Annotated in this window: 14 protein-coding genes; 3 read left to right on the top strand and 11 right to left on the bottom strand. The window is 38.2% G+C overall.

Annotated features, from left to right (window positions below; translation table 11 throughout):
* Positions 1–4: 4 nt before the first annotated feature.
* The 3 genes from ND2E_RS03450 to ND2E_RS22530 form a co-directional block, all read right to left on the bottom strand.
* Positions 5–736, bottom strand: a complete 732-nt coding sequence (locus ND2E_RS03450; protein ID WP_033095385.1) for an ABC transporter ATP-binding protein — start codon at positions 734–736, stop codon at positions 5–7.
* A gap of 102 nt (positions 737–838) precedes the next feature.
* A complete protein-coding gene (locus tag ND2E_RS03455) occupies positions 839–2,095 on the bottom strand; it encodes an efflux RND transporter periplasmic adaptor subunit (RefSeq protein WP_033095384.1) in 1,257 nt (418 codons plus the stop codon).
* 601 nt (positions 2,096–2,696) lie between these two features.
* Positions 2,697–3,647: a cysteine hydrolase family protein gene (locus ND2E_RS22530; protein ID WP_052056925.1), complete on the bottom strand. Its 951-nt coding sequence runs from the start codon at positions 3,645–3,647 to the stop codon at positions 2,697–2,699.
* A 78-nt stretch (positions 3,648–3,725) separates the two neighbouring features.
* Between ND2E_RS22530 and ND2E_RS03460 the strand changes: the two genes are divergently transcribed.
* Positions 3,726–4,628, top strand: a complete 903-nt coding sequence (locus ND2E_RS03460; protein WP_052056923.1) for a LysR family transcriptional regulator — start codon at positions 3,726–3,728, stop codon at positions 4,626–4,628.
* Between the two features lie 21 nt (positions 4,629–4,649).
* On the opposite strand, the gene ND2E_RS03465 is transcribed toward ND2E_RS03460, so the two are convergent.
* The 8 genes from ND2E_RS03465 to ND2E_RS03500 all read right to left on the bottom strand — a co-directional run bounded on the left by ND2E_RS03465 (position 4,650) and on the right by ND2E_RS03500 (position 21,376).
* Entirely contained in the window at positions 4,650–5,576 is a 927-nt protein-coding gene (locus ND2E_RS03465) for an AEC family transporter (protein WP_033095383.1), read from the bottom strand.
* 374 nt (positions 5,577–5,950) lie between these two features.
* Positions 5,951–6,823 (bottom strand): toll/interleukin-1 receptor domain-containing protein, encoded by an 873-nt coding sequence (locus ND2E_RS03470; RefSeq protein ID WP_033095382.1) that lies wholly within the window; start codon positions 6,821–6,823, stop codon positions 5,951–5,953.
* On the bottom strand, positions 6,823–9,090 hold the full coding sequence (locus ND2E_RS03475; protein WP_033095381.1) for a WD40 repeat domain-containing protein: 2,268 nt from the start codon (positions 9,088–9,090) through the stop codon (positions 6,823–6,825). The genes ND2E_RS03470 and ND2E_RS03475 overlap by 1 nt, the downstream gene beginning before the upstream one ends.
* A 33-nt stretch (positions 9,091–9,123) precedes the next feature.
* Positions 9,124–10,926 carry a hypothetical protein gene (locus ND2E_RS03480; protein WP_033095380.1) on the bottom strand — a complete coding sequence of 601 codons (1,803 nt, stop codon included), beginning with the start codon at positions 10,924–10,926 and terminating at the stop codon, positions 9,124–9,126.
* Between the two features lie 186 nt (positions 10,927–11,112).
* Positions 11,113–13,098 (bottom strand): methyl-accepting chemotaxis protein, encoded by a 1,986-nt coding sequence (locus tag ND2E_RS03485; RefSeq protein WP_033095379.1) that lies wholly within the window; start codon positions 13,096–13,098, stop codon positions 11,113–11,115.
* Between the two features lie 647 nt (positions 13,099–13,745).
* Positions 13,746–15,236, bottom strand: a complete 1,491-nt coding sequence (locus ND2E_RS03490) for a glutamate synthase subunit beta (protein WP_033095378.1) — start codon at positions 15,234–15,236, stop codon at positions 13,746–13,748.
* Positions 15,237–15,256: 20 nt separating this feature from the next.
* Positions 15,257–19,864, bottom strand: a complete 4,608-nt coding sequence (gene gltB, locus ND2E_RS03495) for a glutamate synthase large subunit (RefSeq protein ID WP_033095377.1) — start codon at positions 19,862–19,864, stop codon at positions 15,257–15,259.
* An 885-nt stretch (positions 19,865–20,749) separates the two neighbouring features.
* On the bottom strand, positions 20,750–21,376 hold the full coding sequence (locus tag ND2E_RS03500) for a trimeric intracellular cation channel family protein (protein WP_033095376.1): 627 nt from the start codon (positions 21,374–21,376) through the stop codon (positions 20,750–20,752).
* 295 nt (positions 21,377–21,671) lie between these two features.
* Here ND2E_RS03500 and ND2E_RS03505 point away from each other — a divergent pair, with 295 nt between their 5' ends.
* Together ND2E_RS03505 and ND2E_RS03510 are read left to right on the top strand one after the other, a co-directional pair.
* On the top strand, positions 21,672–22,745 hold the full coding sequence (locus tag ND2E_RS03505) for a hypothetical protein (protein ID WP_033095375.1): 1,074 nt from the start codon (positions 21,672–21,674) through the stop codon (positions 22,743–22,745).
* 394 nt (positions 22,746–23,139) lie between these two features.
* Positions 23,140–26,169: an ATP-binding protein gene (locus ND2E_RS03510; protein WP_223303687.1), complete on the top strand. Its 3,030-nt coding sequence runs from the start codon at positions 23,140–23,142 to the stop codon at positions 26,167–26,169.
* Positions 26,170–26,311: the final 142 nt, after the last annotated feature.

Genomic DNA, 26,311 nt, shown 5'->3' with positions numbered 1-26,311 from the left:
AGATTTAGCTAGCAGCCAATTCAGCTGGTTTAATAGTCGCTTTATCTTGCTTGTTGTGATTATCTTTAATCAATTGTCCATCAAACATCTCCAAGCAACGACTCGCTCTTTTCGCTGACGAGGGATCATGAGTTACCATGCAAATTGTTGCACCATCCTGATGAAGGTGATCGAAGAGTTGTAATACTGCCTCCGCATTTTTTGAGTCTAAGTTGCCTGTCGGTTCATCCGCAAGAATAATGGCAGGGTCATTCACTAGGGCTCTAGCAACGGCAACACGCTGTTGTTGTCCGCCAGATAACTGTGAAGGGTAATGATTTTTACGATGCCCCATTTCCACTTTTGCTAAGACTTCATCGACTTTCGCTTCTATGATTTTTTTTGATTTTCCACTTTGATATGTCAACGGCAACATAACATTTTCAAATACCGTCAGATCTGATATTAAATTAAACGATTGAAAAACAAACCCTATTTGCTCGCTGCGTATTTTTGCTCTTTGATCTCGTGTTAATGCGGAAACATCATTCCCTGCTAAATGATAATGCCCTGAACTAGGCGCATCTAATAAGCCTAATAGGGAAAGTAAGGTCGATTTACCACAACCCGACTGGCCACTGAGAGAGAGGTATTCCCCCTTATTAATCGTTAGGTTAATAGTATTTAACGCCCGTGTTTCTATTTCTTCGGTTAAGAATGTTTTACTAATATTTTTTAAGGTGATGAGTGCTGTCATAATTATTCCCATATCAAATCAGCAAGTTGCTTGTTTCTAATTTTCACTTTTAACGAGTGTACTTTGTGTCACTATTTGTTCAGTATTATTGGTTGTACAGCCTTAATTGAGCTTAACTTCTTGGTGTTCTTGCCAGCTTGAGGTATCTGAAACGATAATTTCATCGCCAAGCATCAAACCTTCAATAATTTGAATTTTATTCACAGAGCTCTGCCCTAAACCAACGGCATGTTTACTGGCAAACTGCTGATCTTGGCTCAATTTATACAAACCGACTTTGCTATGTCTAGGCGCATAAACAGGGCGTTTAACGTACAAAGCATTTTCTATGTTACTAATGGCAATCAAGCCATCCACAGTTAATTCCGGACGAGCTTCTACCGGTAGATCACTGATTAATTTGACATCAACTAACACCATGCCAGATTTTACCGCAGGGTCGATACGCATCACTTCGCCAATAATTTCACTGGTGCGAGTATCAATAGTCACCAATTGACCTAACGCAATATCTCTGACTCTAACTTCTTGTACTTGTAACTCTGCAAATAAGGTTTTTTGATCAGCGACTAAAGCGACACTATCCCCTACTTGTGCCCGTTCACCGAGCTCTAGTGAGACTTGCTGCACCACACCAGAGGTTGAAGATCTCACTTGCAATGCAGCAACCTGCTCTTTCACCCGCTGATAATTATTTTCGACTAAACCAATTCTGGCGTTTTGAGAAATTTTTGTTGCTGCCATATTCGCTTTCATTTTTTTAGCTTTTTGTTGCTGGGCGCGCCAATATTGCATTTGTTGCTTAACGGTTAGCTGGCTTCGTTGATATTCGAGCGCAGAGACAGTCGCATTCCCCTGTGCCAAGAGCGCAGTTTCTGCATCAAGTTTTAGTTTCGCTGATTGATAGCTATATTTTGCGGACAATACTGAATTTTCTAAATCAACCATCTGAGACTCTAACATCACAAAGGCAACATGACTTTCAGCCTTTTTTGCTTCAAGCTCCCAGCGCGCCTTTTCTAAATTACGATGTAGTTCAGGGTTAGATAATGTTACTAGGACATCGCCTTTATTGACTTCAGCGCCAGCTTTCACAAAAACTTGCTCTGCTCTACCTGACACTTGTGAAGATACCCAACGAATATTAAGCGGCTTTAGCACACCTGTTGCCCGTACATTCACTCGAAAGTCACCTTGCTCTACTTTGGCAATAACCACAGCGCTTCTTTCAATAAAATAAGAAGCATTTCCTAAAATATTCTTTATTGAATAAGTGCCTATTAATAGAGCGACAACAAGTAAAACAACGCCATATTTTTTCCAAAACGGTTTTGGATTAACTTTTCTTTGTATATCCATAATTCATCTTATATACGTAAAGGGGATGAGTTATTTATTACAAGTCTTGTGCCAGAGACAAAACATAAAATAAACCCATGATAATTAATGGTTTTATTTTATATTGAGTAATTAATCATTAATGCAGTGTATCAATTACGACACAGTATTGAATATGTGGCGTCGCAATTGTGGGACATAACAAGGTGAAGTGTAGATGAGCATTACTGCGTTGTGATGAGCGATTTGTATTAATTTCTATTTCAGTGTTGTGAAAACAAAAAACATCTTATTAGCACGTTAGCGTTCACCACTTGTTTCCTTGAGTCACACACATAAGGCATAATGAGGTATCTAAACATGAATAAAAGCAGTGATGGTTTTCAATCAAATCACTACTTTTATTGCGCTTTAATCGGTGGGTTAACTAACCGGAACTCGGTTTAAGAGATATTTAACGCATTAAAATATCTACACAAACCATTCCGATGAGTTTCTTGCTTGATAGTTTTTCTTAATTCAAAGCAAATTTCGCGTCAATAGCAGGTCTATTGCAAGTAAATTTAACGCAGAAGTTAGGAAAAATAGCAGCTAGATAAACATTTGTTAAGCCAAGTTCAGGTTAACTATTATTTTGTAACCACTCAGTTGCCTCAATAATGTCAGCGCCGCCAAACGACAATGAGATTAAGTTAGCTGCAACCAGCTGGTCACCAGTAAAGGTGTGTTGCTTATATTCTAATTTAGGCGCAGCAATAGCATCAGAGATAACCTGACACTTATAACCTTTATTTACTGCACTTCGACAAATGGTTTGCACGCAAGCTTGTGCCATTGCACCGACAATCACTAAGTTATCAATAGCCAATTCAACCAGTGTTTGTTCTAGTGTAGTCTCAATAAAGCTGTCTATGTGATGTTTTATAATGACAGGTTCATTTTCAGCCGGTTGAACCCTTTTTTCAATGTCAGCACCTGCCGTATTGGCAGCAAAAAAGGTAGCATCAGCCTCTTTAAATAGGTGTTGTATATGAATAACCGGCATTTCATTTTGTCTAAAGTAAGCTAATAATTGGCTCGCTTGTTTCACAGCTAAATCAGTATTCTCAAGTTCAAAACGCCCGCCGCTAAAATAATCATTTTGCAGGTCAACCAACACTAAAGCAGTTCTCTTATTATCAACTGGTTCAGTATGTTGTGTTAGTACCGTAAAGTCGTCCTCTTCAAGGTACCACTGACCATCTTCTGCTCGGGTCCACAACTCTTTGCTTATAAAGCCACTGGCAATATTCATAGACCAATTTGCTGATAATATAGCTTGCCCTTCATTTAAAACTTTAATATCAATATTTCGGTAAACTAAATCACTGGGGTTACTTTTGGCAAACTCAGACCAAAAGCCAGCAATAGCTTCTGTTGAAGTGAATTTTCCAAAGGGATGAACTTGCATTATTGCACTGGGTAAGTAGCGGTTAATACATGCTTGAACATTTCCTTGATTGAAATCAGAGATCCACTCGGCGCTAGCTTGCATAACGTTATTTCTAATAGTGTTTAATGTTATTTGATTCATTTTTTATCTCTTAGTTATTTGAGAAGCACCATTTTATTGTTATTCTTAACATTAATAATCAACCAAAAGATGAAAACAATGTTCAATAAAAGTGAACAAAAACGTTTAGCATACCAAATGTTAGTATTTGATGAAGTGCTTAAACAAGGCTCATTTACCGAAGCAGCTTATAGTCTAGGGCATACCAAATCAGCAATTAGTCAATACGTGAGTCAGCTTGAACAAGCCTTAGGCGTGCGTTTACTTAATAGGAGTACTCGAACATTAAACTTAACACCCACAGGTCAGCTGATTGCCAAAAGAAGTGAGCAATTACTTGAATTATTAACCGTAACGTTAGATGAAATACACGAAAATGCGATAGCACCAGCAGGACGGATAGCAATAACGGCGCCACATGCTTTTGAAGCATCCTTAGTCACTCCCATTATCACAGCGTTATGCAATGAATACCCTAAGCTTACCCCTGAGCTGATCTTTACTGACGAACGTTTAGATATACTTAAACATCAGCTTGATGTCGCCATTTCTGTCGGCCCTCAAAAAGACAGCTCCTATCATGCGATACTGATCGGTGAATTAGAAAGTGTGCTAGTCGCTTCACCACAATATTTGGCTAAGCAGAGTGAAATTAATGAGCAAAACTTATCACTGCAAACGCTAATCATGCTGCCTTGGCAGAGTAACTTTGTCTTAACGAAAGGCGGGGAGGATGTAATCAGCTTTGATAGTTTAAAATACTTAAAAATGAATACTTCAACCAGTGCTATCAATAGCGCGGTAACCGGTGCTGGTATCTGTTTAATACCCTCAGTATTTATTAAAAATGAATTACAGTCAGGCACCTTACAGCGAATACTTCCTGATTATTTGGGCGAGGCGAGAAATGTATACGCCGTGCATTCTTACCAGCAACAATTACCGCTAATTTTACGATTGTTTATCAATAAATTAAAAGCTAAGTTCTTACAAGCACAATAAACAGCTAACAATAGAAGCGCCTTAAAAGCCGCCGTAAAAATAAAGCGCTAATGGGATGAATAAAATTGATACCACAGTACTTAAAAAGACAGACAAACTCGCTTTCTCTGGCTTCGCATTTAACAATACTGCCAGTGAGACGGTATTCCCTGCAAGTGGTACGATTGAAAACAAAATGAGTACTTTGTATAAATCGTCATTGAGCAACTGAATAAACGCTTTATCTAAATAAATAAGTGCCAAAATTGCAGCGGGCCAAAAAATAAATTTGATGATAAAAGAGATTTTTATAAATTTAACATCTAAATCTTCACTTTTATTAAAGCCATGAAGCCCCATTCCCAACATCATCATCCCTAAAATCCCATAGGCACTTTTGAACTGATCCGAGTAAAACGTCAGTTCTTCGGGAAGCTTTATCCCCATAACATTCAAGGTAATTCCGATAATGAACGCATGTAAAATCGGCAGTTTTATTATCTTTATTATACTTTGTTTAGCAGTAAAATTTCCTTTTGCCGTAACATAAAAGCCTGTGGTATTTTCATATAACAGAGAAGCCAATACAGTAAAAATATAAATATTTGCTAAGTTTGTATCGAAAAAAATTAACGCGAGAGGAATACCAAAATAACCAGTATTTCCGGTTCCACTTGAAAAAGCTAAAATGTTTCCCGTTGGATCATTCCAGTTTTTTCCAAAAAGGAACAAGGTGGCAAAAGCAATGATAGAACCGAAGATATATAAAAAAATAGGTAAAAAGGCAACACTTACATTGATTTCTACGCTCATGGTTGCTGATAAGACAACAATAGGTCCTATGATATAAATAAGTAGAGCGGCAACACTGTGCCTTTGAACATCCAAATACTTTGTAGCAAAGAAGCCTAAACCAACGTTGATGTATAGTGGGAAAATTTTGATTAATAGTATTAAGAATATATTCACATTACTCTTCACATCACTTGGATAAACGTAAAAAACAATACCACAAACTAGGCTCGCCTATATTGCCTATTTACAATATCTTATTCTTGGCCGTTCTTTAATGGCTTAAAAACTAGGACATTGGTGCAATAAATTAACCCTATTATCGTTTTTTATCTAGAGAGTTACCCTTCCATTAAACACAGTCTTACTTTCATCGCTATGAGTTGCGTTGCCATCTAACACTTTCCTTTGTCTGGCATAAAAAAGCTTTATAAAGGGCTTAATAAGCCCTTTAAATATCCTAACACCTCTAGCAAGAAATAACTCATACCTAAATAACTGCCTTACCGCGCAAGGCTAAATAGCATGATTGGCCATGGTCGCGTTTAGCGTTATTTAGCCCACTGCAAAGAGTATTGGTTAGTCGTTGGTAACAAATGGGCAATAGACATCACATATTTAGCTTTCAAACGACCAAGTTCTGCGGCTTCTCTTTTCAGGGAGACTAATCCACCGGTCGGATCATAGACAGCATTCGTTTGATAATAGAAGGTTGACAACGCCCCCTGTAAATAGAGGGCTGCTGGCCTGATGCTTTCATTACGAACCTGAACAAGATCTCGTACTAAGTTATCAACCTTTATCTTACTCAGGCTTGATATAGGCTGTTCTGACAGTGCAAGTATTGCATTGATTAAAACAACTCGATCACTCGCAATATCAGGGAATGTATTGGCATTCATCCGAGATCTTGCTTGGCTAAATAAGCCTGCTTTTAATAACTTATCGATCTCATCAAGTGTTGTATCATGATTGAATTTAAAGTTGCCGGAGACTAAAGCACTATCAATTCGTTGGGCAACATCCATGAAGTCAGACGATGAATTACAATAACCGGCATCAAGCCACTGCGTTCGAGCTAATAAATAAGTAAACTCATCATGAGTGGTTGTTTCCATCCAGCAATCATCTAACTTAACGGGAATGATAACCGCTGGAGAACTTTGTGCTAAAACCACTTCTTTAGCCACTTCACTAGAGCCAGCTATATTATTTGCTTTATCGCCAATTGAATTGGCGCTTGTCATCAGCACAAAAACATCAATATCCTTTAACGCTGTAGCAATATCCTTGGCATAATAACCACCCGGTAAAATTGCATCTTGATCAAACCAAACATCATACGAAAGTTGTTCTAAAGCCTCTTTCAATCGTGTTACCGCCGGTCTATCAGATGAGCTATAGCTGATAAATACTTTGCTCATTAACTTTCCTTTTTGTGCTGCTGTAGTTGATTACGAATATTCTTAATAGCTTCATCAGCTTTATTACTTGTTTGGCTAGAATCTAACTCAAATAAACTCGTTTTCGCTTCAGCAATACGACCATCAACGACTCGCAACTCATCTTGTTTTTCTTCTTCAGATAAGTCGTCATCTTCTTCAATGCTGGCCCGTTCATCTTCTAATTTTTTCATCAACATTTCAGGACTAATCGTTTCAACATCTTTAGTCTCTTGGTGTATTTTTGACAAACTTTCTTCATTTAGAATTGTTAAACGAATTTTTTCTCCACTGGCAACTGATAAAACAATTTCAGTTGCAGAGATATCTTTGTTTTCATCTTCCCAAAAGTCGTCACGATCAACTTCTTTTTTCGCAATATTGGTAACGTCTTTATAATAAAAAGCATTCGCTTCTTTACCGACCGCTTTGTTGGTTATAAAGTCGTAATACGTGGTGAATACATCAATTTTATCTTTGGTTAAGAAAGTGTACTGGATAAATTGCACAGCACTCACTAGCGTACCGCCTTTTACTGGCCAGAACGAATATTCATTTTCAAATACCAGTTTACTGGCAACTTGAGAGCGTCTCTCTTTGTCTTGAATTAAACTAAAGGTGGGTAGAATAATAGGCTCTTGATTTTTATAGATAATATCATCTTTATCTAAACCACATTCATTCATCGCTAATTCTTGTATTTTACCATTGATCAATCCATCAATGTGGGTTTGAATAAATTGCCCTTGATAAAGGTCTCTATTTTCTTCCTGTAATACAGGTATTTGACTGGTTAATTTTTTTCGATAGCTCTTAATATTATCAATCAGTTGGTAATATCCAGGTAATAACACATTGAGCACGGTCAAATTATTCACTTCACGGTTAGCGTTTTTATTGTGCTTGCGTGATTTAGACCAAAATAACAGCCAAAAAACAGCCAAAAGTACCGCTGGAATATAAACAAGAATGTCCGGATTTTGTTGTGCAACCCTCAATAGCTCTCTGTTCTCTGACACAATAGACTCAAGTAAATCGGGTTGTTGTAATAAAAACCAACCTGCGCCTGCAGCAATAGCTGAAATGACAAAGAAAATCCAAGCCATGGTGCCAAATGTAGCTTTTTTGGAGAAATAACGCGCTTTTCTACTCTCTCCCTCTTCAATCAATTTTAAGAGTTCTTTTTCTTTCGTTCGAGCCGTTTTAATCACCGATTTTAATGCCGTTTTGATTTTTTCAAATATTGGCCGGCTAAAGAAGTTCCAGACTTTCTGCTCAGATGTATTATTCTCAAATTCTAAGGCTTGTTTCTCTAGTTCATGGTGGGCACAAAAAAAGCTCTTTTTCGAGGCAAGAAGGTTTCTTGCATGCTGAAAGTAGCTAACATCTGGGTTTTTACTGATAAACTGCTCCGTTTCTCGAAGTCCCTTAGCTAATTGATCAAATAACTCGACAACATCTTTGTTATTTTGGTATTCACTTTCCAACGTGCCATTTTCATCAAAGAGTGAAATGATCGAATCACTGCGCTTAATTAGCAGTTGCCTCGATTCTAGTTCACAATACGCTCCAAACACAGGGAATGTAAAAGAAAACGATTTAATTAATTTTCCTTCTTTTGTCCATAGAGTTGGCTTAGTATTTTCCGTCCAAATCAACCAATTACCCGATGATAACCGATGAGCAGCTTGCAGTTGCTTTTTTTGACCTTCAAGCTGAACGATTTGCTCACCCGAGAAAGTCCAAATACTCACAGAGTTAGCTTCTTTAATTGCCACAATATCGTGATAAAGAAAGAATTTAACTTGTTCTAATGATTCTAGTGATGTTTCAATTTCACTGATCATTTGACCATTTTTAGTATTCCAGAAACGAAGAAAACCATCGGTGCTAGCAGAGACCAAGTTGCCATCATCAAGCTCGATTAGACCAAGAACCCTTTCATCATGCCCGGTCAATGTTTTCAGATGAGGTCCCTGATTTAAGGATATTTGTAAGCTATTCTCTAAGCCTATACTGACAAAACAACCTTCATTTTTAGGATGCTTTAGCGGTAAAACACCAATAATAGACTCAAGATGTCGAGTATAGGTTTTCTGTTCATCTTCATCGTCACAGTAAATAGTAAAACTTGAATCAACACCCCATTCTAATCTGTATTTATTATCTAAACGTTCTTCCCTTACAATCTCTTTAGCAATTTCATCATCAGTAAGTGTTTGATAAAAGCTTACTTTCTCTGTGGTCATAATTAGTCTCCCTTACTGCTTAAATACAAATTTTTATTTTTCTTTCAAGTCGCTAGCCATTTCTGAACGGGTCCATGTAACGTGCTCAAAAACGGCTTCTTTGGCTAACTCAAGTAACATTTTTTTACTGCTTCTGTCCGGTGTTTCTTCAAACAATATTGTTGCTCGCTCGTACAGTGTTTTCAGGCTGTTATAACCTAACGAAGTAGACTCGTATCCAGCAATTTCACTCCATAGCACAACAATACCCGCTAGCATTAATCCATACTGCACTATGTACATTAGTGCGCCATTTAATGAACTGAAAAAGTCAAAGCCAGCAAAATAAAACGCACTCAAATTTAAGAGTAAAATAACACCAAAAACTACAGCAGTATAAAAACTAAACGAGGCGGATTTACTGCATAAATGAGCCGCATAACGAGGCCGTTTATATAATAATTCACTAAAGGAATTAGCAGATAACACAAGCCGGCTATCTAAAAATTTAATCTGCTCATCTAACCAAATATTTTTAATCGACTCTGGACTACTTTGATAGTTTTTATCCCACCATTGAATTTCTGTCAGTTGTATTACATGGTTTAACAGGGGTAAGTTCTCACGAAATCGCCTAGGAATTAAAGGTTCAGCTGTTGGCTCTACGTTGGCAATATTTAGAAACTCTCGAATGCGAATAGTTTCAGCAACACCTCTCGCTAGTTGATATTGCCATTTATGATCATTTTTTTTCACATGCTTAATAAGCAACCAACTCCCCAACATAGCAACTAACACAACCAGAAGGATGTATACGCTACTCAATTGGTCAATGTAGTTACCGGCAAGCTCATAAGCAATAAAACCAGGCGTAATGATGGTAAAAAATGCTTTGACGTTATTCCTATATTTAGATTGATTCGCAATAGCAATCGAATCCGCCTTTGCAAAAATGGCCTCCGTGCTGAAAAGGCTCTCATTGTGCTCGCTTGATCCACACGGGTGATTTTTTGCTATTTGGTTATAAAACGTCATTTCATCTAGCATCAATTGAAATTCATGCACGATGAGATCATTTAATATATTTTTACTCTTACTTTGACCGACCGATGAATAGAGTTTACCGATACCAGCCTCTATTGAAGTGAATTCAGTTAATTCTGCCAGTTTCGGTGAGTCTGTTTTTCGAGTAACAATGATATGATGAACAATTCCGCTTACTTGACCATCAAAATCAGAAGCTGGTAAGAGATTTTCATCTACAATAATATTTTCTGGCCAAGAAGGTGTATTACCAAGTTTGTATTGAACTGCATCGGCAGTCCCCCCTGGACCTTTACTTTCATGTCCGTCCCATAGGGCCAATAATACATTACAATACTTAGCGACAAATAAACTTTGATTCAAGTATAGGGCAGAGCGAAGCACCCCAAATTCTCTGTCATTAATGGCGGTATCAAATTCTTTCGCTGATAGTGGGTTTTTGAGCTCAAAAAGCTTATTTTTACTGTTGGTTATACGTTCAATGATATCTACATAACCAGAAAGCACGTCTGACGTAATAAAGTCTTGCCTAAACGCTGGCTCCGGCATGGGTAAACAAGCAAGTAAGAGTATATTTTGACCTTCACTTTGTAGGTCTAAAACCGTTTCTGCTACCAGTAAATCAGCGCCCTCAGCTAAGCCCGATAATAACCAAATAGGAGTGTCTGGTCCTAATCGTTTTTGCCATGAAATGAGGGCTTGTTTTACTTGTTCTTTAAGCACCTCAGGTGAGTTTTCTGTGGATGTGAATAAATCACGATGCCCAGTGACCCCCAAGATAAATGGGATATTGCCGGTAGAGTCCGTTCGCATAAAATAAACTTAATTCTTTGTTATTAATAAATAAAATCCTAAAAACACTTATAACATACTTGATTTTATTTTCCAATAAATGAATATAGCCTTATTGATGCTTATCATTTATATGCGAAATATCACTTATGTGTCTGCTGCTCATTACACGTAGTAATAAACTATCAACGATAAAGAGAAGACCCGTTATACCACAAACTTAGCAGCCAACTTTTCAAGGTTATTTGCAATTTCAACTTGCTCACTAGCCGCCAACGAAACATCTTGTGCTCCTGACGTGATTTCAGAAGACTTTTTATCAATATCATTGACATTTTTATTGATTTCCTCTGTAACACTAACTTGCTCTTCTGCTGCGGTGGCAATTTGTTCTATCATCAAGTTTATATCTGAGACCGCCGTGACAATACTTGTCAGGGACAATTCGATTTGATGAGCACCATCAATACTTTCGTCAGCACGTTTTTGGGTACCGGTTACCATAGTATTGGCGTTACTTGCTTCACTTTGCAATTGATTGATAATTTCTTCAATTTCAATAGTTGAATCTTGAGTACGTTGGGCTAACGTTCTCACTTCATCGGCTACCACAGCAAAACCTCTGCCTTGCTCTCCTGCTCTTGCCGCTTCTATCGCTGCATTTAAGGCAAGTAAGTTGGTTTGATCTGCAATGCCTTTAATAACATCAATAACATTGGATATATTCGACGTAGTTGAATGCAACCCAGAGATGAGTAGACCTATTTCAGAAACTTCTGACGCTAAGTTATTGATTGCTTCTAATGAGTTCCCGACAACAGTTTGGCTCTCTATCGCCTGCGTATTCACCTGATGTGTCGATGACATGGCTTCATTAGCATTACGAGAAACCTCTTGCACAGTTGCTGACATTTCCTCTATTGCTGTAGCCACTTGCGCGGTTTCATCTCGCTGCTGCTGAAGACTACCGACGTTATTATCAACAATAACAGAGGATTGTTGTGCCGAGGCAGCAAGAGATACACTACTCGTTTTTATTTCAGTGATCGCGTTAGAAAAGGTAGCAAGTGTTTTATTCAAGCCTTTAGCAATATTTCCCAACTCATCCGTGCTAAAAACGCCTGCTTCTATTGATAAATCATTCTGTTCAGTTACTTTTTCCATGGTTACCGAAATTTCATTCAATTGCTTAATTAAATTGACCAAAATAACGTAAACAATAAATATAGTGAGCATAAAGGTTGCAATAATAACAATCAAATCTACGGTAACATTGGTACTCGCAACACTGAGGAGTTTATTAATGTCTACAATGAACTCATTAGCGACTAAGTTTTCAATATCTTTTAGTAAATTTATCCGCCCTGTCGCACTATTAAACCATGCCTTTGCATCCAGATTAAATGGTCCTGTTTGGCCAATAGATACCGCCACTTCTCTCATTCGATTAACGTCAACTACATCAGCATTATATAACGTTTTTTTATAAGCATTTACCGTGTCTAAAGATGCTTTAGAGGTAAACTGTTCTAAATAACTATTTTGTAAAGCCACTAGGCTAGTAAACTTTTGAAAGGCATTTTGCGAGAAGGCATCTTTTGCGAAACCACCACTAGCAACGGCACGTTCAATTCCTGCCCGTTCTTTAGCTTCTAAAAGAGCATAATACGCAATAGCAGTACTGACAGTTTCTGTTGGACTGATGACTGAAAAAAAGCCTGTTAAGCTTAGCATTTGCTTATTTTGAGCGGTATAATAACCAATAGCCTGATTTAGTTGGATTGATAGATCGTCTGAACTCGCTCTAATTCCTTCTAACTTTACTAAGCCACTTTTAATCGATGAGACAATGTTATTAACCTTGTCATTATCCGAGTGAAAATCCTTCAACTCTGCATTGAGATTTTCATGAGCCTTATTGGTAAGTTTGCGTTGCGTTTCTAATTCGTGTGAAAACCTTTGCCCTTTACTGCCAATATATACAGCCGTAGCGCCACGTTCTTTTTGTAACTCATGAACAAGTGCATTATTAGCAACCGTTAGCGTAATTAGGTCTTGAATTTCTTCAAGCTGCTCTTGTTTTGTCGTTAATGAATTTAAACGGCTCAGACTAAAAAATAGCGTTGCCAAAAGAGGGATCAACACAAGTAAAATTAACTTTTGTTTAAATACTAAGTTATTGAGTAAATTCATATGGAGCCTTATTAAGATTTTGACAAAAACTTAAACAATAAAGACATAAGCGATCCCTTCTCACTCTTCAATGATTAAATATTTTCTACATTTTACAAACTAATTATTGCAGATTTCTATTATAGCCATCTTTTCTGAAAGTTACTGATTCTTTGATAAAACTTTAGTCTAATTTGATATCAAAATTGAAATAGGGCACCAAAGTTTATCGAACATCACTTTCTCTATTACAATATACCCGCTCCACTTGAAGATGCTCGTTTCAGGAAGTCTGAGCGATTCATAATCAAGGAACATTTTTTATTAAGGGTCATTCAGGAGAATATGCTCCTACATTCTCTAATAAGCTAAATCCATGTAGCGTCCTTAACAAGAAATGTAACGCAGAGTATTATTTGCTCAGCCTTCCCCAAAGGGCTGGTTTAGAAACGCTTTAAGCTGCGTTATTGATTTCGACAATAGAATAACTATTCTCTTCAACCAATGCCTTGCCTAAAGGCGTTTCTATTTCCAGCTGAGTCATGCATCTTCAAGTGGAACGGGTATATATTGATAAAAGCACTTAATAAAAAAGTCCCACCATAATGAATATGGCAGGACTTTTTCTTTATGCTTGCTTAATAAAAGAAGCTATCAGCGCTCATAGCTTAAGGTAAGTAACTTTTACCCATAAGGAAGCTATCAACTTCACGAGCACAACGACGACCTTCATCAATTGCCCAAACAATCAGACTTTGACCACGGCGGCCATCACCTGCAGCGAACACGCCTTCTTTGCTTGTAGCAAACTTATCGTACTCTGCAGCGATATTAGAGCGATTATCTTGATCAAGACCAAACTGCTCAACCAAACCACCTTCAGGACCCATAAAGCCCATTGCGATAAGTACGATGTCAGCTGGAAGCACTTTTTCACTACCTGCAATTTCTTGTGGGAACATTTGACCTTTATCATTTACTTCCCAAGTAATATCTACAGTGTGAACCGCTTTAACATTACCATGCTCGTCACTTTCGATTTTCTTAGTCATCACTAAATATTGACGTGGATCTTGACCTTGAATTTCAATTGCTTCTTTTTGACCGTAATCAACTAGTAAACGTTTTGGCCATTGTGGCCAAGGATTGCTATTCTCTTCACGTTTTTCTGGTGGACGTGGCATGATTTCTAGCTGAATTGCGCTGCTACATTGATGACGTAATGAAGTACCAATACAATCGGTACCAGTATCACCCCCACCAATAACCACAACATTTTTGCCTTGTGCATTAATGAACTGGCCATCTTTATGTTCGCTATCAAGTAAGCTCTTAGTATTTGCTTTCAAGAAGTCCATAGCAAAATGAACACCGTTAAGTTCACGGCCTTCAACAGGAAGGTCACGTGGCACTGTAGCACCAATACATAATACTACCGCGTCAAAATCAGTTTCAAGTTGCTCAACACTAACGTCTTTACCTACTTCGGTGTTAGTAACAAATACAATGCCTTCTTCTGCTAAAATATCAACACGGCGTTGTACTAATTCTTTTTGCAGCTTCATATTAGGAATACCGTACATTAACAAACCACCGATACGATCGGCACGTTCATAGACAGTAACCATATGGCCTGCTTTATTAAGTTGTGCAGCTGCCGCAAGACCAGCAGGGCCTGAGCCGATTACGGCAACATTTTTACCTGTGCGTGTTGATGGTGGTTGCGCAACCACCCAACCTTCCTTAAAAGCATGATCAATAATTTCTTTTTCGTGTAGCTTAATAGCCACAGGATCAGCATTGATACCCAGTACACAAGCACCTTCACAAGGCGCCGGACACACACGCCCGGTAAATTCAGGGAAGTTATTGGTTTTATGCAATAGTTCTATTGCATCTTTCCAACGGCCTCGATAAATCAAGTCATTCCATTCAGGAATGACATTGTTTACCGGACAACCTGCAACAGCAGGTGCAAACTCTGATTTTGCCGATTGGCAAAATGGTACACCACAGTCCATACAACGAGAAGCTTGTTTCTCTACGTTTTGTTGTGGTATTTCTTCATAGACTTCAAGCCAATCAATTAAACGTTCACCTGCGTTACGTTCAGTTGGCAAGGCACGACCTACGTTGATAAATCCAGTTGGATTTCCCATAATATATTCTCCTTGGCAGCTTAAGCTTTTGCGCTAGCTAGTTTATTTAAATGGATATCGAATGCTTGTACCGCAATGTCATATTCTGACTCAAACTTTCCGCTCGTGCGTACATCATTCATGTAACCTTGCATTCGCTTATAATCAATCGGCATGACTTTAACAAAGCGTTTCACATTGGTATCCCAATCATTGAGTAAATCATTGGCGACATCTGACCCAGTTGCGGCAAGATGTTCTGCAATTAATGCTTTTAATTCAAGACTCTCAGCGTCGCAATCAACAGTCTCTAATGAAACCATTTCCATGTTGCATTTAGGTGCAAAATCTTTGTTATCATCAAGCACATAAGCAACACCGCCAGACATACCCGCAGCAAAGTTACGACCCGTTGCACCCAAGATTACGGCTTTACCACCAGTCATGTATTCACAACCATGGTCACCAACACCTTCAACAACCGCTGTAGCACCTGAGTTACGAACACAGAAGCGCTCGCCAGCAATACCACGTATAAAGGCACTACCTGACGTTGCGCCAAAGAAGGCAACATTACCAATTAAAATATTTTCACTTGGTGTAAATGTAGCTTCTTTACTTGGGTATACCACAAGGTTTGCACCAGACAGTCCTTTACCGAAGTAATCATTGGCATCTCCTTCAAGTTCAAAGTGCAAACCTTTAGCTGAGAAACACCCAAAACTTTGACCAGCAGAACCATTAAACTTAACCTTGATAGTATTTTCTGGTAAGCCTTTATCTTGATACTTCTTAGAGATTTCATTCGAAATCATCGCACCAATCGTTCTATCCGTATTGATTACGTCATATTCAAGTGAAACACTTTGCTGAGAATCAAGCGCCGCTTGAGCATCTTTTATCATCTGACGATCAATAATATCGTCAATTAAATGTTTCTGACTGATTGATTGATGCAGTGTTTCATTTTCATCGCACTCTTCTTTGTGCAATAACGGAGTTAAGTCAACGCCATTGTATTTCCAATGGTCAACATCACCACGTTGCTTAAGACACTGTGTTTGACCAACCATTTCCTCAATACTGCTAAAACCAAGCTCAGCCATAATTTCACGTAAACCTTCAGCCATCATGGTGAAGAAGTTAACTAGAATGTCAGCACGACCGGTAAAACGATCACGTAACTCTTTGTCTTGTGTGGCAATACCAACTGGACAGGTATTTAAATGACACTTACGCATCATGATACAACCCTCAACAACAAGTGCAGTAGTTGCCATGCCGTATTCTTCAGCACCAAGTAGTGTTGCGATTGCTAAATCACGTGGCGTTTTAAGTTGACCATCTGTTTGTACCGTAATACGGCTACGTAATTTATTACGTACTAAGGTTTGATGAGTTTCAGCTAAGCCAAGTTCCCACGGCAAACCAGTGTGTTTAATTGAACTCAGTGGTGAAGCACCGGTTCCGCCATCATGGCCAGCAATAAGTACCACATCCGCATAAGCTTTAGATACACCTGAGGCGATAGTTCCAACACCTGCTTCTGATACTAATTTAACGTTAACGCGTGCATCACGGTTAGCATTTTTAAGATCAAAAATAAGCTGTGATAAATCTTCAATAGAGTAAATATCATGATGTGGCGGCGGCGAAATCAAACCAACACCAGGTGTTGAACCACGCGTTTTACCAATCCAAGCATCAACTTTATCACCTGGTAATTGACCACCTTCACCCGGTTTTGCCCCCTGAGCCATCTTAATTTGTAATTCGTCAGCATTAGCTAAGTAATGACTGGTAACGCCGAAACGACCCGATGCAACTTGTTTGATGCGCGAATTCATTGAATCGCCATTTTCTAATGGTGTGTATCGAATAGGATCTTCACCACCCTCACCACTGTTACTCTTTCCGCCAATGCGGTTCATAGCAATAGCTAAGGTTGTATGTGCTTCCCAAGAGATCGAACCAAATGACATGGCACCTGAAGCAAAACGCTTGAAAATATTTTCAATGGGTTCAACATCACTTAATGGAATAGAAGGACGATCACTGCTGATTTCTAGTAAGCCACGCAAGGTGAATGCTTCTTTACTCTGATCATCAACTGTTTTGGCGTATTGCTTAAATTGATTAGTATCGTTACTCGCCGTTGAATGCTGCAGTAAACGAATAACCGTTGGGCTAAATAGATGACGTTCGCCATCATTACGCCAAGAATACTCACCACCCGTTGGCAATAGATTTTCAACAGCAATGCGACTCGCTTCTGGGAAACCTTCACGGTGACGTAACAAAGCTTCTTGAGCAATTTGATCTAAGCTTAGGCCTTCAATACGACTAACGGTACCAGTGAAGTACTGTTCGATGACATCTGAATTAATGCCCAAGGCTTCAAAAACTTGTGCGCCTAAATAAGACTGTAATGTTGAAATCCCCATCTTAGAGAAGGTTTTCAATAAACCACTGCCTACTGCTTTAGTATATTTATCCGTAATTTGATCATCAGTTAAATTACTATCAAGCACACCTTCATCGCGTAAACCATACATACTTTCTAATGCTAAATATGGGTTTACCGCTGCTGCGCCATAACCAATGACCGTTGCAAAATGATGCGTTTCGCGCACATCCGCAGACTCAAGAATAATATCAGCATAAGAGCGTAGTTTTTCACGAATTAAATAATGATGAACCGCCGCGGTTGCTAATACAGAAGGAATAGCAACATGGTCACTATCCACTTCACGATCACTTAATATAAGTATTGAATAACCATCTTCAACAGCATTTTTTGCGTTAAAACATACACGTTCCAGCGCTTTTTTAAGTGCACCTGCTTCACCGCTTGCTTTAAAGGTAATAGCAATAGTTTTTGACTGTAGATGATCATTGTCAATGTGTTGTAATTTGCGTAATTGCTCATTAGTCAACACTGGTTGGTCAATTTCAACTTTATGACAATGCGCCGCAGTTTCTTCAAGTAAGTTAAGTGACTTACCGATATAACCACGCAATGACATAACCAGTTCTTCTCGAATAGGATCGATTGGTGGGTTAGTTACTTGAGCAAATAATTGCTTAAAATAATGCGATAATTGTTGTGGGCGATCTGAAAGAACAGCTAATGGCGTATCTGTGCCCATCGCACCTAATGGTTCTTTTGATGTGCCAACCATGCCTGCAAGTACTAAATTAAGATCTTCACTGGTATAACCAAAGGCTTTTTGGATTTTACGCAATTCAGCTAATGGTGGTTGAGCAATCGAAGCCGTTGGTACTGGTAGTTGCTCCAATTCAATTTTATTGTCTGATAACCACTTGCCATACGGCTGTGCTGAGCTGACTTGCTGTTTTACTTCATCATCACTAATGATGCGACCTTGCTTCAAATCAGCAATAAAAATTTTACCAGGCTGCAAGCGGCCTTTTTCAACAACCGTTGATTGGTCAACACATAAGGTACCTGTTTCTGAGCCCATTACCAAAGTGCCGTCGTCAGTTAACAAGTAACGTGAAGGACGTAAACCGTTACGGTCAAGCGTTGCACCAATAACATTACCATCGGTAAATGATAAGGAAGCTGGACCGTCCCACGGCTCCATGATACAAGCATAATACTCATAAAAGGCATGCTTAGTTGCATCCATATCTGTTTGAGTTTGCCATGCTTCTGGCACCATCATCATCATAACTTGCGCTAATGAACGACCACTTAACACCAATAACTCAATTGCCATATCAAGGTTGGCTGAATCAGAGTTATCGTTATTACAAATTGGGTTCAACATTTTCAATTCAGCGTCACTAAAGTTCACTGAGCTAAATAATGCTTCGCGAGCATTCATCCAGTTAATGTTACCGCGTACAGTATTTATTTCACCATTATGGGCGATATAACGGAACGGCTGGGCACGACGCCATGCTGGGAAAGTATTTGTTGAGAAACGAGAATGGAACATTGCCATGCCAGAGATAGTACGTTCATCTTGAAGGTCAAGGTAATATTGACGAACTTGCTCTGTAGTAAACTGCCCTTTATAAACAATTTTAGTTGATGACATTGACGTAACATAAAATTCGTCACGTTCTTTGGCAATGGTGGCATTTATTTTATGCGAGGTGTATTTACGCAGCACAAATAACTTGCGTTCAAACTCTTGAGCAGTCAAGCCTTCTGGTTTGGCAATAAATACTTGTTCAATGTTTGGTTCGCTATCAAACGAAGCAGCACCTAACATAGAATTATCACCAGGTACCTCACGGTAACCTAATAGAGTTAAACCCAATTCGGTAATATTTTTATTTAAAATGTCTCTGCACGCTTCACTTTGTTCTTTATCACGCGGAAAGAAAATCATGCCAACGCCATAACTTCCAGCTTCAGGTAAGCTAAAGCCTAGTTTTGCGGTCTCTTGGCTTAAAAAATCGTGAGGGATTTGAATAAGAATACCGGCACCGTCACCACTTTTGACGTCAAAACCAGTACCACCACGATGCTCCATACAACTCAACATGGTGAGTGCATTTTCAATAATATTGTGAGTTTTTTTACCCTTTAGGTTGGCGACAAAGCCAATACCACAACTATCATGTTCAAATTCGGCGCGATAAAGGCCTTGGGATTTTTTGCTCATATCATTCATTGCTTATTCCTATTTCATCAAACTATTTCTATTAGCTTTTGTTGCTTCTCATTAAGCGGCTTGCTAATTAAGCTATCTATTCATAATGTTCAAACTGTGCCCTACTGATCCTTCAGAATATTACTTAGAATTTCTTGAACATCGAACGCCAGACTTCTACTGAGTCTTTTTGAGACGAATGCAATTGTGAAAGTCATTATTAATTGCGGCCGGCAAAATTACCCGCAAAATGGTTCTGAGTCAATCATTTTATGAATATATATACGACTTATTTGAATATATACAGTAAAAAAGTGATTTAAAACAACTGAAAACTATTAATATTCACACAAAAGAAAAGTTAAAGTAACGATTAAACTCACATCACCACACTAAATTGTTTGAATAAAACACCAGAACCAATGTATAAACAATCAAAGATACTTTAGATGTAAAGTAAAAAAAACAGTGGTTGTGCTTGGCTTTGTACCACAAACACCGTACTACATCGATATATTATCTACGAATAAAGTGGTAGTAAGTCTATTCGGTTACTTAACACTGAGAAATAATAAAAAGACAGATAAACCAAGCATCACTCGAACAGAATAGTTATTCAGGGAATATACATTTAGCATAATTGCGTTTTCATGCTCAAATAAGGGTACCATTAATGCCTTTATAAGCTCCTAAGAAGCCAAATTTAGCCTCAAAATGACTTTAGCATCCAATTAGTGCAATTACTCTTATTAGGCATATTAGAAGGTTAATTAGGACGTATTACGTAATTTTCACTAAATGAGGTGAAATCAACGAGCTTGATGTGGCTCTTAGTTAGCTCGAAAACATGATTATAACGACTGCTTTATAATATCAGCCTGATGTTTTCCACATCAATAGGAGGTATCAGTCCTTTCTATAGAGGTTTGGCAACTTAATATGAAAACTAATGGCTAATGCACGCAGAATGAAAGCAATACAGAAGCCACCAATCAAGTCATAATTAGGAGGGAGACTAAGGGTATTGAGCCAGAGGTACATCACTGAACCAGCCAGAGTCGTGGTGATGTAAAGCTCTTCATTCATCAACGTGAGGTTGCTACCACTGAGAACATCACGAGCGATACCACCAAAGCTGGCAGTCATCACTCCCATACAAATAGCAATTAACGGAGAAGTACCAAATTCTAAAGCGATTTCAGTGCCAACTACAGCGAATAATGCAATACCAACCGCATCCATCCAGATCAGCGCTCGTGTTATAGAAACTAATTTTGGTGCGATAAAATAGGTTATCGCTGTCGAAACAAGACAAATAATGATCCATATCGGCTCACGTATCCAAAACACGGGGACATTACCTAGTAGCAAATCGCGAAGCGTACCACCACCGATCCCCGTAGCCGTACCAATGAGCATAAAACCAAGAATATCCATTTTCTGTCGAGCGGCATCGAGTGCCCCCGATATGGCAAAGACGGCCACTGCAGACAACCCCATAATATTCACTACATCGGTAATTTCAAATAACATCGCAGCACTCCCTTAACTTGCATTTTAGTCAACTTTACCCAACCCCTTAACATTCTTCAATTGCAGAATAAAGTCTGTGAAAGCTGATGACTAGTCTATTAATAATTTATATACAGCAGCAGCCTGCTAACTATCGATATTCACTTGTCAGTTAAATAAAATCAGGGGTTATAGTTGCTATCACTAAGGTGAAGTGGTTTTAATGTTCCCTATTTAACTAACTGCTTTTAGGTTTTTAATTTTGTTATAAATAGCATAAAGTAAATGACTATCATTTTTCTGGATTTAATTACTTGTGAAAACTCAATCGGCATTTATTATCGGCGCTGCGAAACAACAAGATGAGGTAGGTAGCCTTGAAAAGGTATTACTACTTGAGTCACAATTACTTCAATTTGGCGTTACACCAAAGCATTTAGTTATAGAGCCATTAGCGACTGATTGGCATAGCCCTGAGAAAAAACATCATTTTAGAAGCGGCTGCGCTCCTATTGAAGCCTTAGCTGAGGCCAAAAAATTAATTGAAAATGGTGAAGCGGCGGTGGTAATTAGTGGTGAAGATCATATAAGAACAGGTTATAGCCGGGAAAATAGACTAGATAAAATGGCCGTTTATGGGCAGAGCTATCCATTAACACAAGCTTATACGGATTTAGCGCGCGCCTTTAGTGAACATCACACCATTACAGAACAACAATTTAAAGAGTTCTCTAGTGCACTGTTTGAAAATTACCAAATGAGTTTCCGCAATGCTTTGTCAGATAACTTTACGCCAGAATTATTGCCTGATTTGCGTTGGCACAAGCCGATAACAGGTTTGTTTAGAGGGGTTGACTGTGCAAACCCTATGGTCGACTTTTCAGGTCGCTTATTGCTAGCACGTGCAGATATCGCCGAAAAGTTAGGGGTGGATAAAAGCCAATGGTTAAAGGTGAAAGCCGTAGGTTTGAGTCGCCTTGAAGGTGATGGCGAAGAATTTTTAAGTGATATTTCTCGATATGAGCATTTACAACAAGCGTACCAAAAAGCTTGTGACGAGGCGAATATCGACTTTGTTCAACAATTCAAAGGTGGCGATGCTTTATTAGAAACCTATACTTGTTACCCCGTTGTTCCAATGGCTTTTCTATTAATAAGTGGTTTAGTTGAGGCATTAGAAGAGATTCCAGAGTTTCTTGCTGAACATAGTATTACCATAACGGGGGGCATGAATTTGGCGAAAGCTGCTTGGAATAATCCAGCGCTTAATGCGCTTGTGTTGATGCATCATCGATTATGTGACGGTCCTGAAAAACTTGGCTTAATACATGGAAATGGTGGTTTAGGTTATCGACAAGGTATTGCGATTGTAGAGCGTGTTGACACTTAAGAGTTGACGACTTTTAAGCTGGGTTATATTGAATCACACTTTTTATCCTGATTTAACGCCAAGCATTGCCCACTCATAGTCTTGATACACCCCTAATATTGACTTCTTTGCTGTTAATTTCCAAGCATATTTTCTATTTGCTTCAAAAGGTATTGAAAAATATATTTTGAAGCTGCCATCAATTTTTCTTTTCCATTTTACCTTTAACGGCTAATTTAAGACTGTATTAAAAAGACTACAAATGCAGAAATAGCTGGATGCGTTGATAATATACTAGAAGAGCTTCACACCTTGATGTTAATAAAGTGTTATTATAAATTACATTAAGAGGTTATTTACGGGACAGAGTAACTTAAAAATGTAATAAAAAATAAATACTAAATAGGAAGAACAATTGCACAGTTCAAGTAGACAATTAACACTAGCCTTAGTGTGCTTTATTACTTTTATTCCTTACTACTTTATTGCCAGCTGGCTGCCAGTTTCTATTACTAACGCATTAAGTTTTGCTCTTTTTGCTTTGCAAGTATGTAGCAGTATATTTTTACTCTTCTGTTTTCAAAAAAAAACATCTCGATCATTCAAATTATTCTGGCAATATTTGCTCTTAGCAACACTCGCAATAATAGCCAGTAAATTATTAAACGATACTCCTACAACTATCAGCCAACAGCTGTATCAAGACTTTGCTTCACTTTTTGTTTACTTTTTTATTTTATTGGCAATAGAAACCAATCCTCATTTAAGTGATGTCCCGCTTAATAAATATATTGGTGGCCGAGTCCCCGCTATATTTTTCACACTAATTTGTTTTTGCTATTTTATTCTATTACCCGCTGAATTTTCAGAAAAAATATATCAAACAGCTAAGCCGTCCTTGTTATTTGATCTTGTTATAAACAGCCTGATCCTAGCTAGATTACTCCAATGTTTATTGAGTGTTAAAAATGATTTTTGGCGTTATACCTTTGCACTACTTTCTGGCAGCGCAGTTTTTTTACTCATTGGTAATATAAGCACTTTTATTGGCACGAATGATGTGTTCGTTGATACCCAAAGTAATATCAATAACTACTATGCACAGCTTATTCATTTATTGCCCTATTTCTTACTTATACTCACAGCAAATATCACTTTAAAAACAACCAAGTTACCTATCGCAATAGAAAAAGAAACCTATCCAGAATTATATATTTTACTGCTTATGCTAATCCCTACAGCCACACATTTATATGGTTATGAGCATGAGCTGTTTTATAGTGTTAACACTAACCTACAATCCATCATCTTATTTTTTTGGTTGTTTGTTGGCACCACTTTACTAGCAAGCATTGCAATTACTCATCGTCGTCAAACTAATAAGCTTAAACAAAGTCTGCTATCAGAAAAAAGTGAGCTAGAACAACTCAATAACTTGCATAATGATTTAACCGATACGCTGATTAATAGTGAAGATAAAGCAATAGTCAATGCTTCTAATAATGCCATTTTAACTACTTCAATCACTGGTGAAGTCTTATCGGCTAATCCCGCCGCGGTGCAGATGTTTCAAAGTCTTGAGCAAGAATTAAAAGGCACATCGGTGAGTCGCTTATTTGCAGAAAAAGATGAAATGCATTTCTTTTTTGACTTTCAAAGTAATGTTTATTCATTACAGCGTAAAGCTTTAGGTATATCTGTGGAATGTCTTTCACTTCGTTCAGATGGAACAGAGTTTCCAGCGCAAGCTGAGTTGCAGTGGGCGGATCGCGCGAAACAACCTCTTATTGTTATAACCTTCATTAATTTATCAGCAAGAAAACATGCTGAAAAGCAAGCATTAGAATTAAAAGACAAATTTATCGCTAACATTTCACATGAATTTAGAACACCACTCACTATCATTAATGGCATTATTGATAGATATATAACCAAAACTAGCAATGAGTTAGAAAATGAAGAGCTAACGACAGCAAAACGTAATGGTTTACGATTAGTGCGCATGGTTGAGCAACTGTTAGAGCTTTCACGCTTAAGTGACAACCCACAATTATCACTAAACACATACCGACTGCAAACCCTAATGATGATGCCTGTAGATTCATTTTCTCGTTTAGCATCACAAAATAACATAAGCTTTACGAGTAATATCCCTAGCGACTTGTGGTTAGACTGCGACAGCCAGGCTTTTGAAAAAATCACCTTTAACTTGCTTGCTAATGCGATAAAGTACACGCCTTGCGGTGGCTCTGTGCAAGTCAATGCTTATGTTGAGCAAGATACTATTATTTTAAGCGTGATTGACTCAGGTATAGGCATCAATAAAGACTCTATCGATAAAATCTTTGAGCGCTTTCAAAGAGCTGATGATGTTAAAAACCAAGCAACTTTTGGTGTAGGTATTGGCTTATCTTTAGTAAATGAGCTCGTTAAAGCCCATGGGTGGCGAATCAGTTTAGTGAGCGAACATGGCCATGGCAGTAAATTCAGTCTTTCAATACCGTTAGCACCTGCAAATGAAGTTGAAGCAGAAATATCGATGAGTATCTCAGAAAATGAGGTGACCTCATTACTCACAGAGCAGCGTACAGTCGCGAATATTGAAACTAATCATTCACAACAAGTCGTTTTAGTGATTGAAGATAACCTTGATATGCAAAGCCATATAAAGCAAGTTATTGAACAACAACATCATTGTATTCTCGCCGGCAGTGGTGAACTTGGCTTGAAATTAGCACAAGAATATATACCCGATCTTATTGTTTGCGATTTAATGTTGACAGGTATTGATGGATTCGAGGTCTTAACACAATTGAAACAAGATGAAATGACTGCACACATTCCGGTAATATTGTTAACAGCAAGATCTGACCTTGAAAGTAGGTTACAAGGCCTAAACTTAAAAGCCGATGAGTATTTAAGTAAGCCTTTCAACCAACATGAGCTATTAACGCGAATTCAAAATTTAATCACGAATAGACAGCAGTTACAAAAGTGCTTTTTACAAAAATTTAATGAAGATCAAAAAGTAGAGCGAAAAAATACTAGCCAACAAAATGCTGCTGATTTAACACAAAGCATGGTTGAACAAAGCAGTCTGGAAGATAAGTTTTTGCATAAACTTGAAGCCTTGATAGCTAAACATTACACAGATCCAGAGCTTGATATATCATTGCTAGCAAAAGAACTTGCCATGAGCGAGAGGCAACTACAACGAAAGATAAAAGTAATATTAGGTACAACACCTAATAACTTTATCAAAGAATTTCGTTTGAAAAAAGCACAAGTATTACTCACTAGTGGCGCGCAGATTGGCCGTATAGCGCTCGATGTAGGTTTCTCATCTCAGACCTATTTTGGCCGTTGTTTTAAAGAAAGCTATCACTGCACACCCAAACAATATCAACAACAAATAGCGCAACAAGACTCAACTCAAGATTCATAACTGACCAATCAACTTGTCGCTGTAGACCCCAGAGAAGCGGAGGAGTGTAAGTAGACTCTTGAGAACTTTCTATTAAAAGTAATAGGGGTGGCTATCAATCTATTACCGTTTATTCTAATTTTCTCTCTACCCTTGATTAATC

The sequence above is a fragment of the Colwellia psychrerythraea genome, assembly GCF_000764225.1.
In the GTDB taxonomy this organism is placed as follows: Bacteria; Pseudomonadota; Gammaproteobacteria; order Enterobacterales; family Alteromonadaceae; genus Colwellia; species Colwellia psychrerythraea_D.
This window is presented reverse-complemented; position numbering and strand designations above follow the sequence as displayed.

Bases quoted from the DNA above. Each gene is read 5' to 3' on its own strand.
- ND2E_RS03450 (WP_033095385.1), bottom strand. From the start codon at position 736: ATGACAGCACTCATCACCTTAAAAAATATTAGTAAAACATTCTTAACC.
- ND2E_RS03455 (WP_033095384.1), bottom strand. From the start codon at position 2,095: ATGGATATACAAAGAAAAGTTAATCCAAAACCGTTTTGGAAAAAATAT.
- ND2E_RS22530 (WP_052056925.1), bottom strand. From the start codon at position 3,647: ATGAATCAAATAACATTAAACACTATTAGAAATAACGTTATGCAAGCT.
- ND2E_RS03460 (WP_052056923.1), top strand. From the start codon at position 3,726: ATGTTCAATAAAAGTGAACAAAAACGTTTAGCATACCAAATGTTAGTA.
- ND2E_RS03470 (WP_033095382.1), bottom strand. From the start codon at position 6,823: ATGAGCAAAGTATTTATCAGCTATAGCTCATCTGATAGACCGGCGGTA.
- ND2E_RS03475 (WP_033095381.1), bottom strand. From the start codon at position 9,090: ATGACCACAGAGAAAGTAAGCTTTTATCAAACACTTACTGATGATGAA.
- ND2E_RS03480 (WP_033095380.1), bottom strand. From the start codon at position 10,926: ATGCGAACGGACTCTACCGGCAATATCCCATTTATCTTGGGGGTCACT.
- ND2E_RS03485 (WP_033095379.1), bottom strand. From the start codon at position 13,098: ATGAATTTACTCAATAACTTAGTATTTAAACAAAAGTTAATTTTACTT.
- ND2E_RS03490 (WP_033095378.1), bottom strand. From the start codon at position 15,236: ATGGGAAATCCAACTGGATTTATCAACGTAGGTCGTGCCTTGCCAACT.
- gltB (WP_033095377.1), bottom strand. From the start codon at position 19,864: ATGAATGATATGAGCAAAAAATCCCAAGGCCTTTATCGCGCCGAATTT.
- ND2E_RS03500 (WP_033095376.1), bottom strand. From the start codon at position 21,376: ATGTTATTTGAAATTACCGATGTAGTGAATATTATGGGGTTGTCTGCA.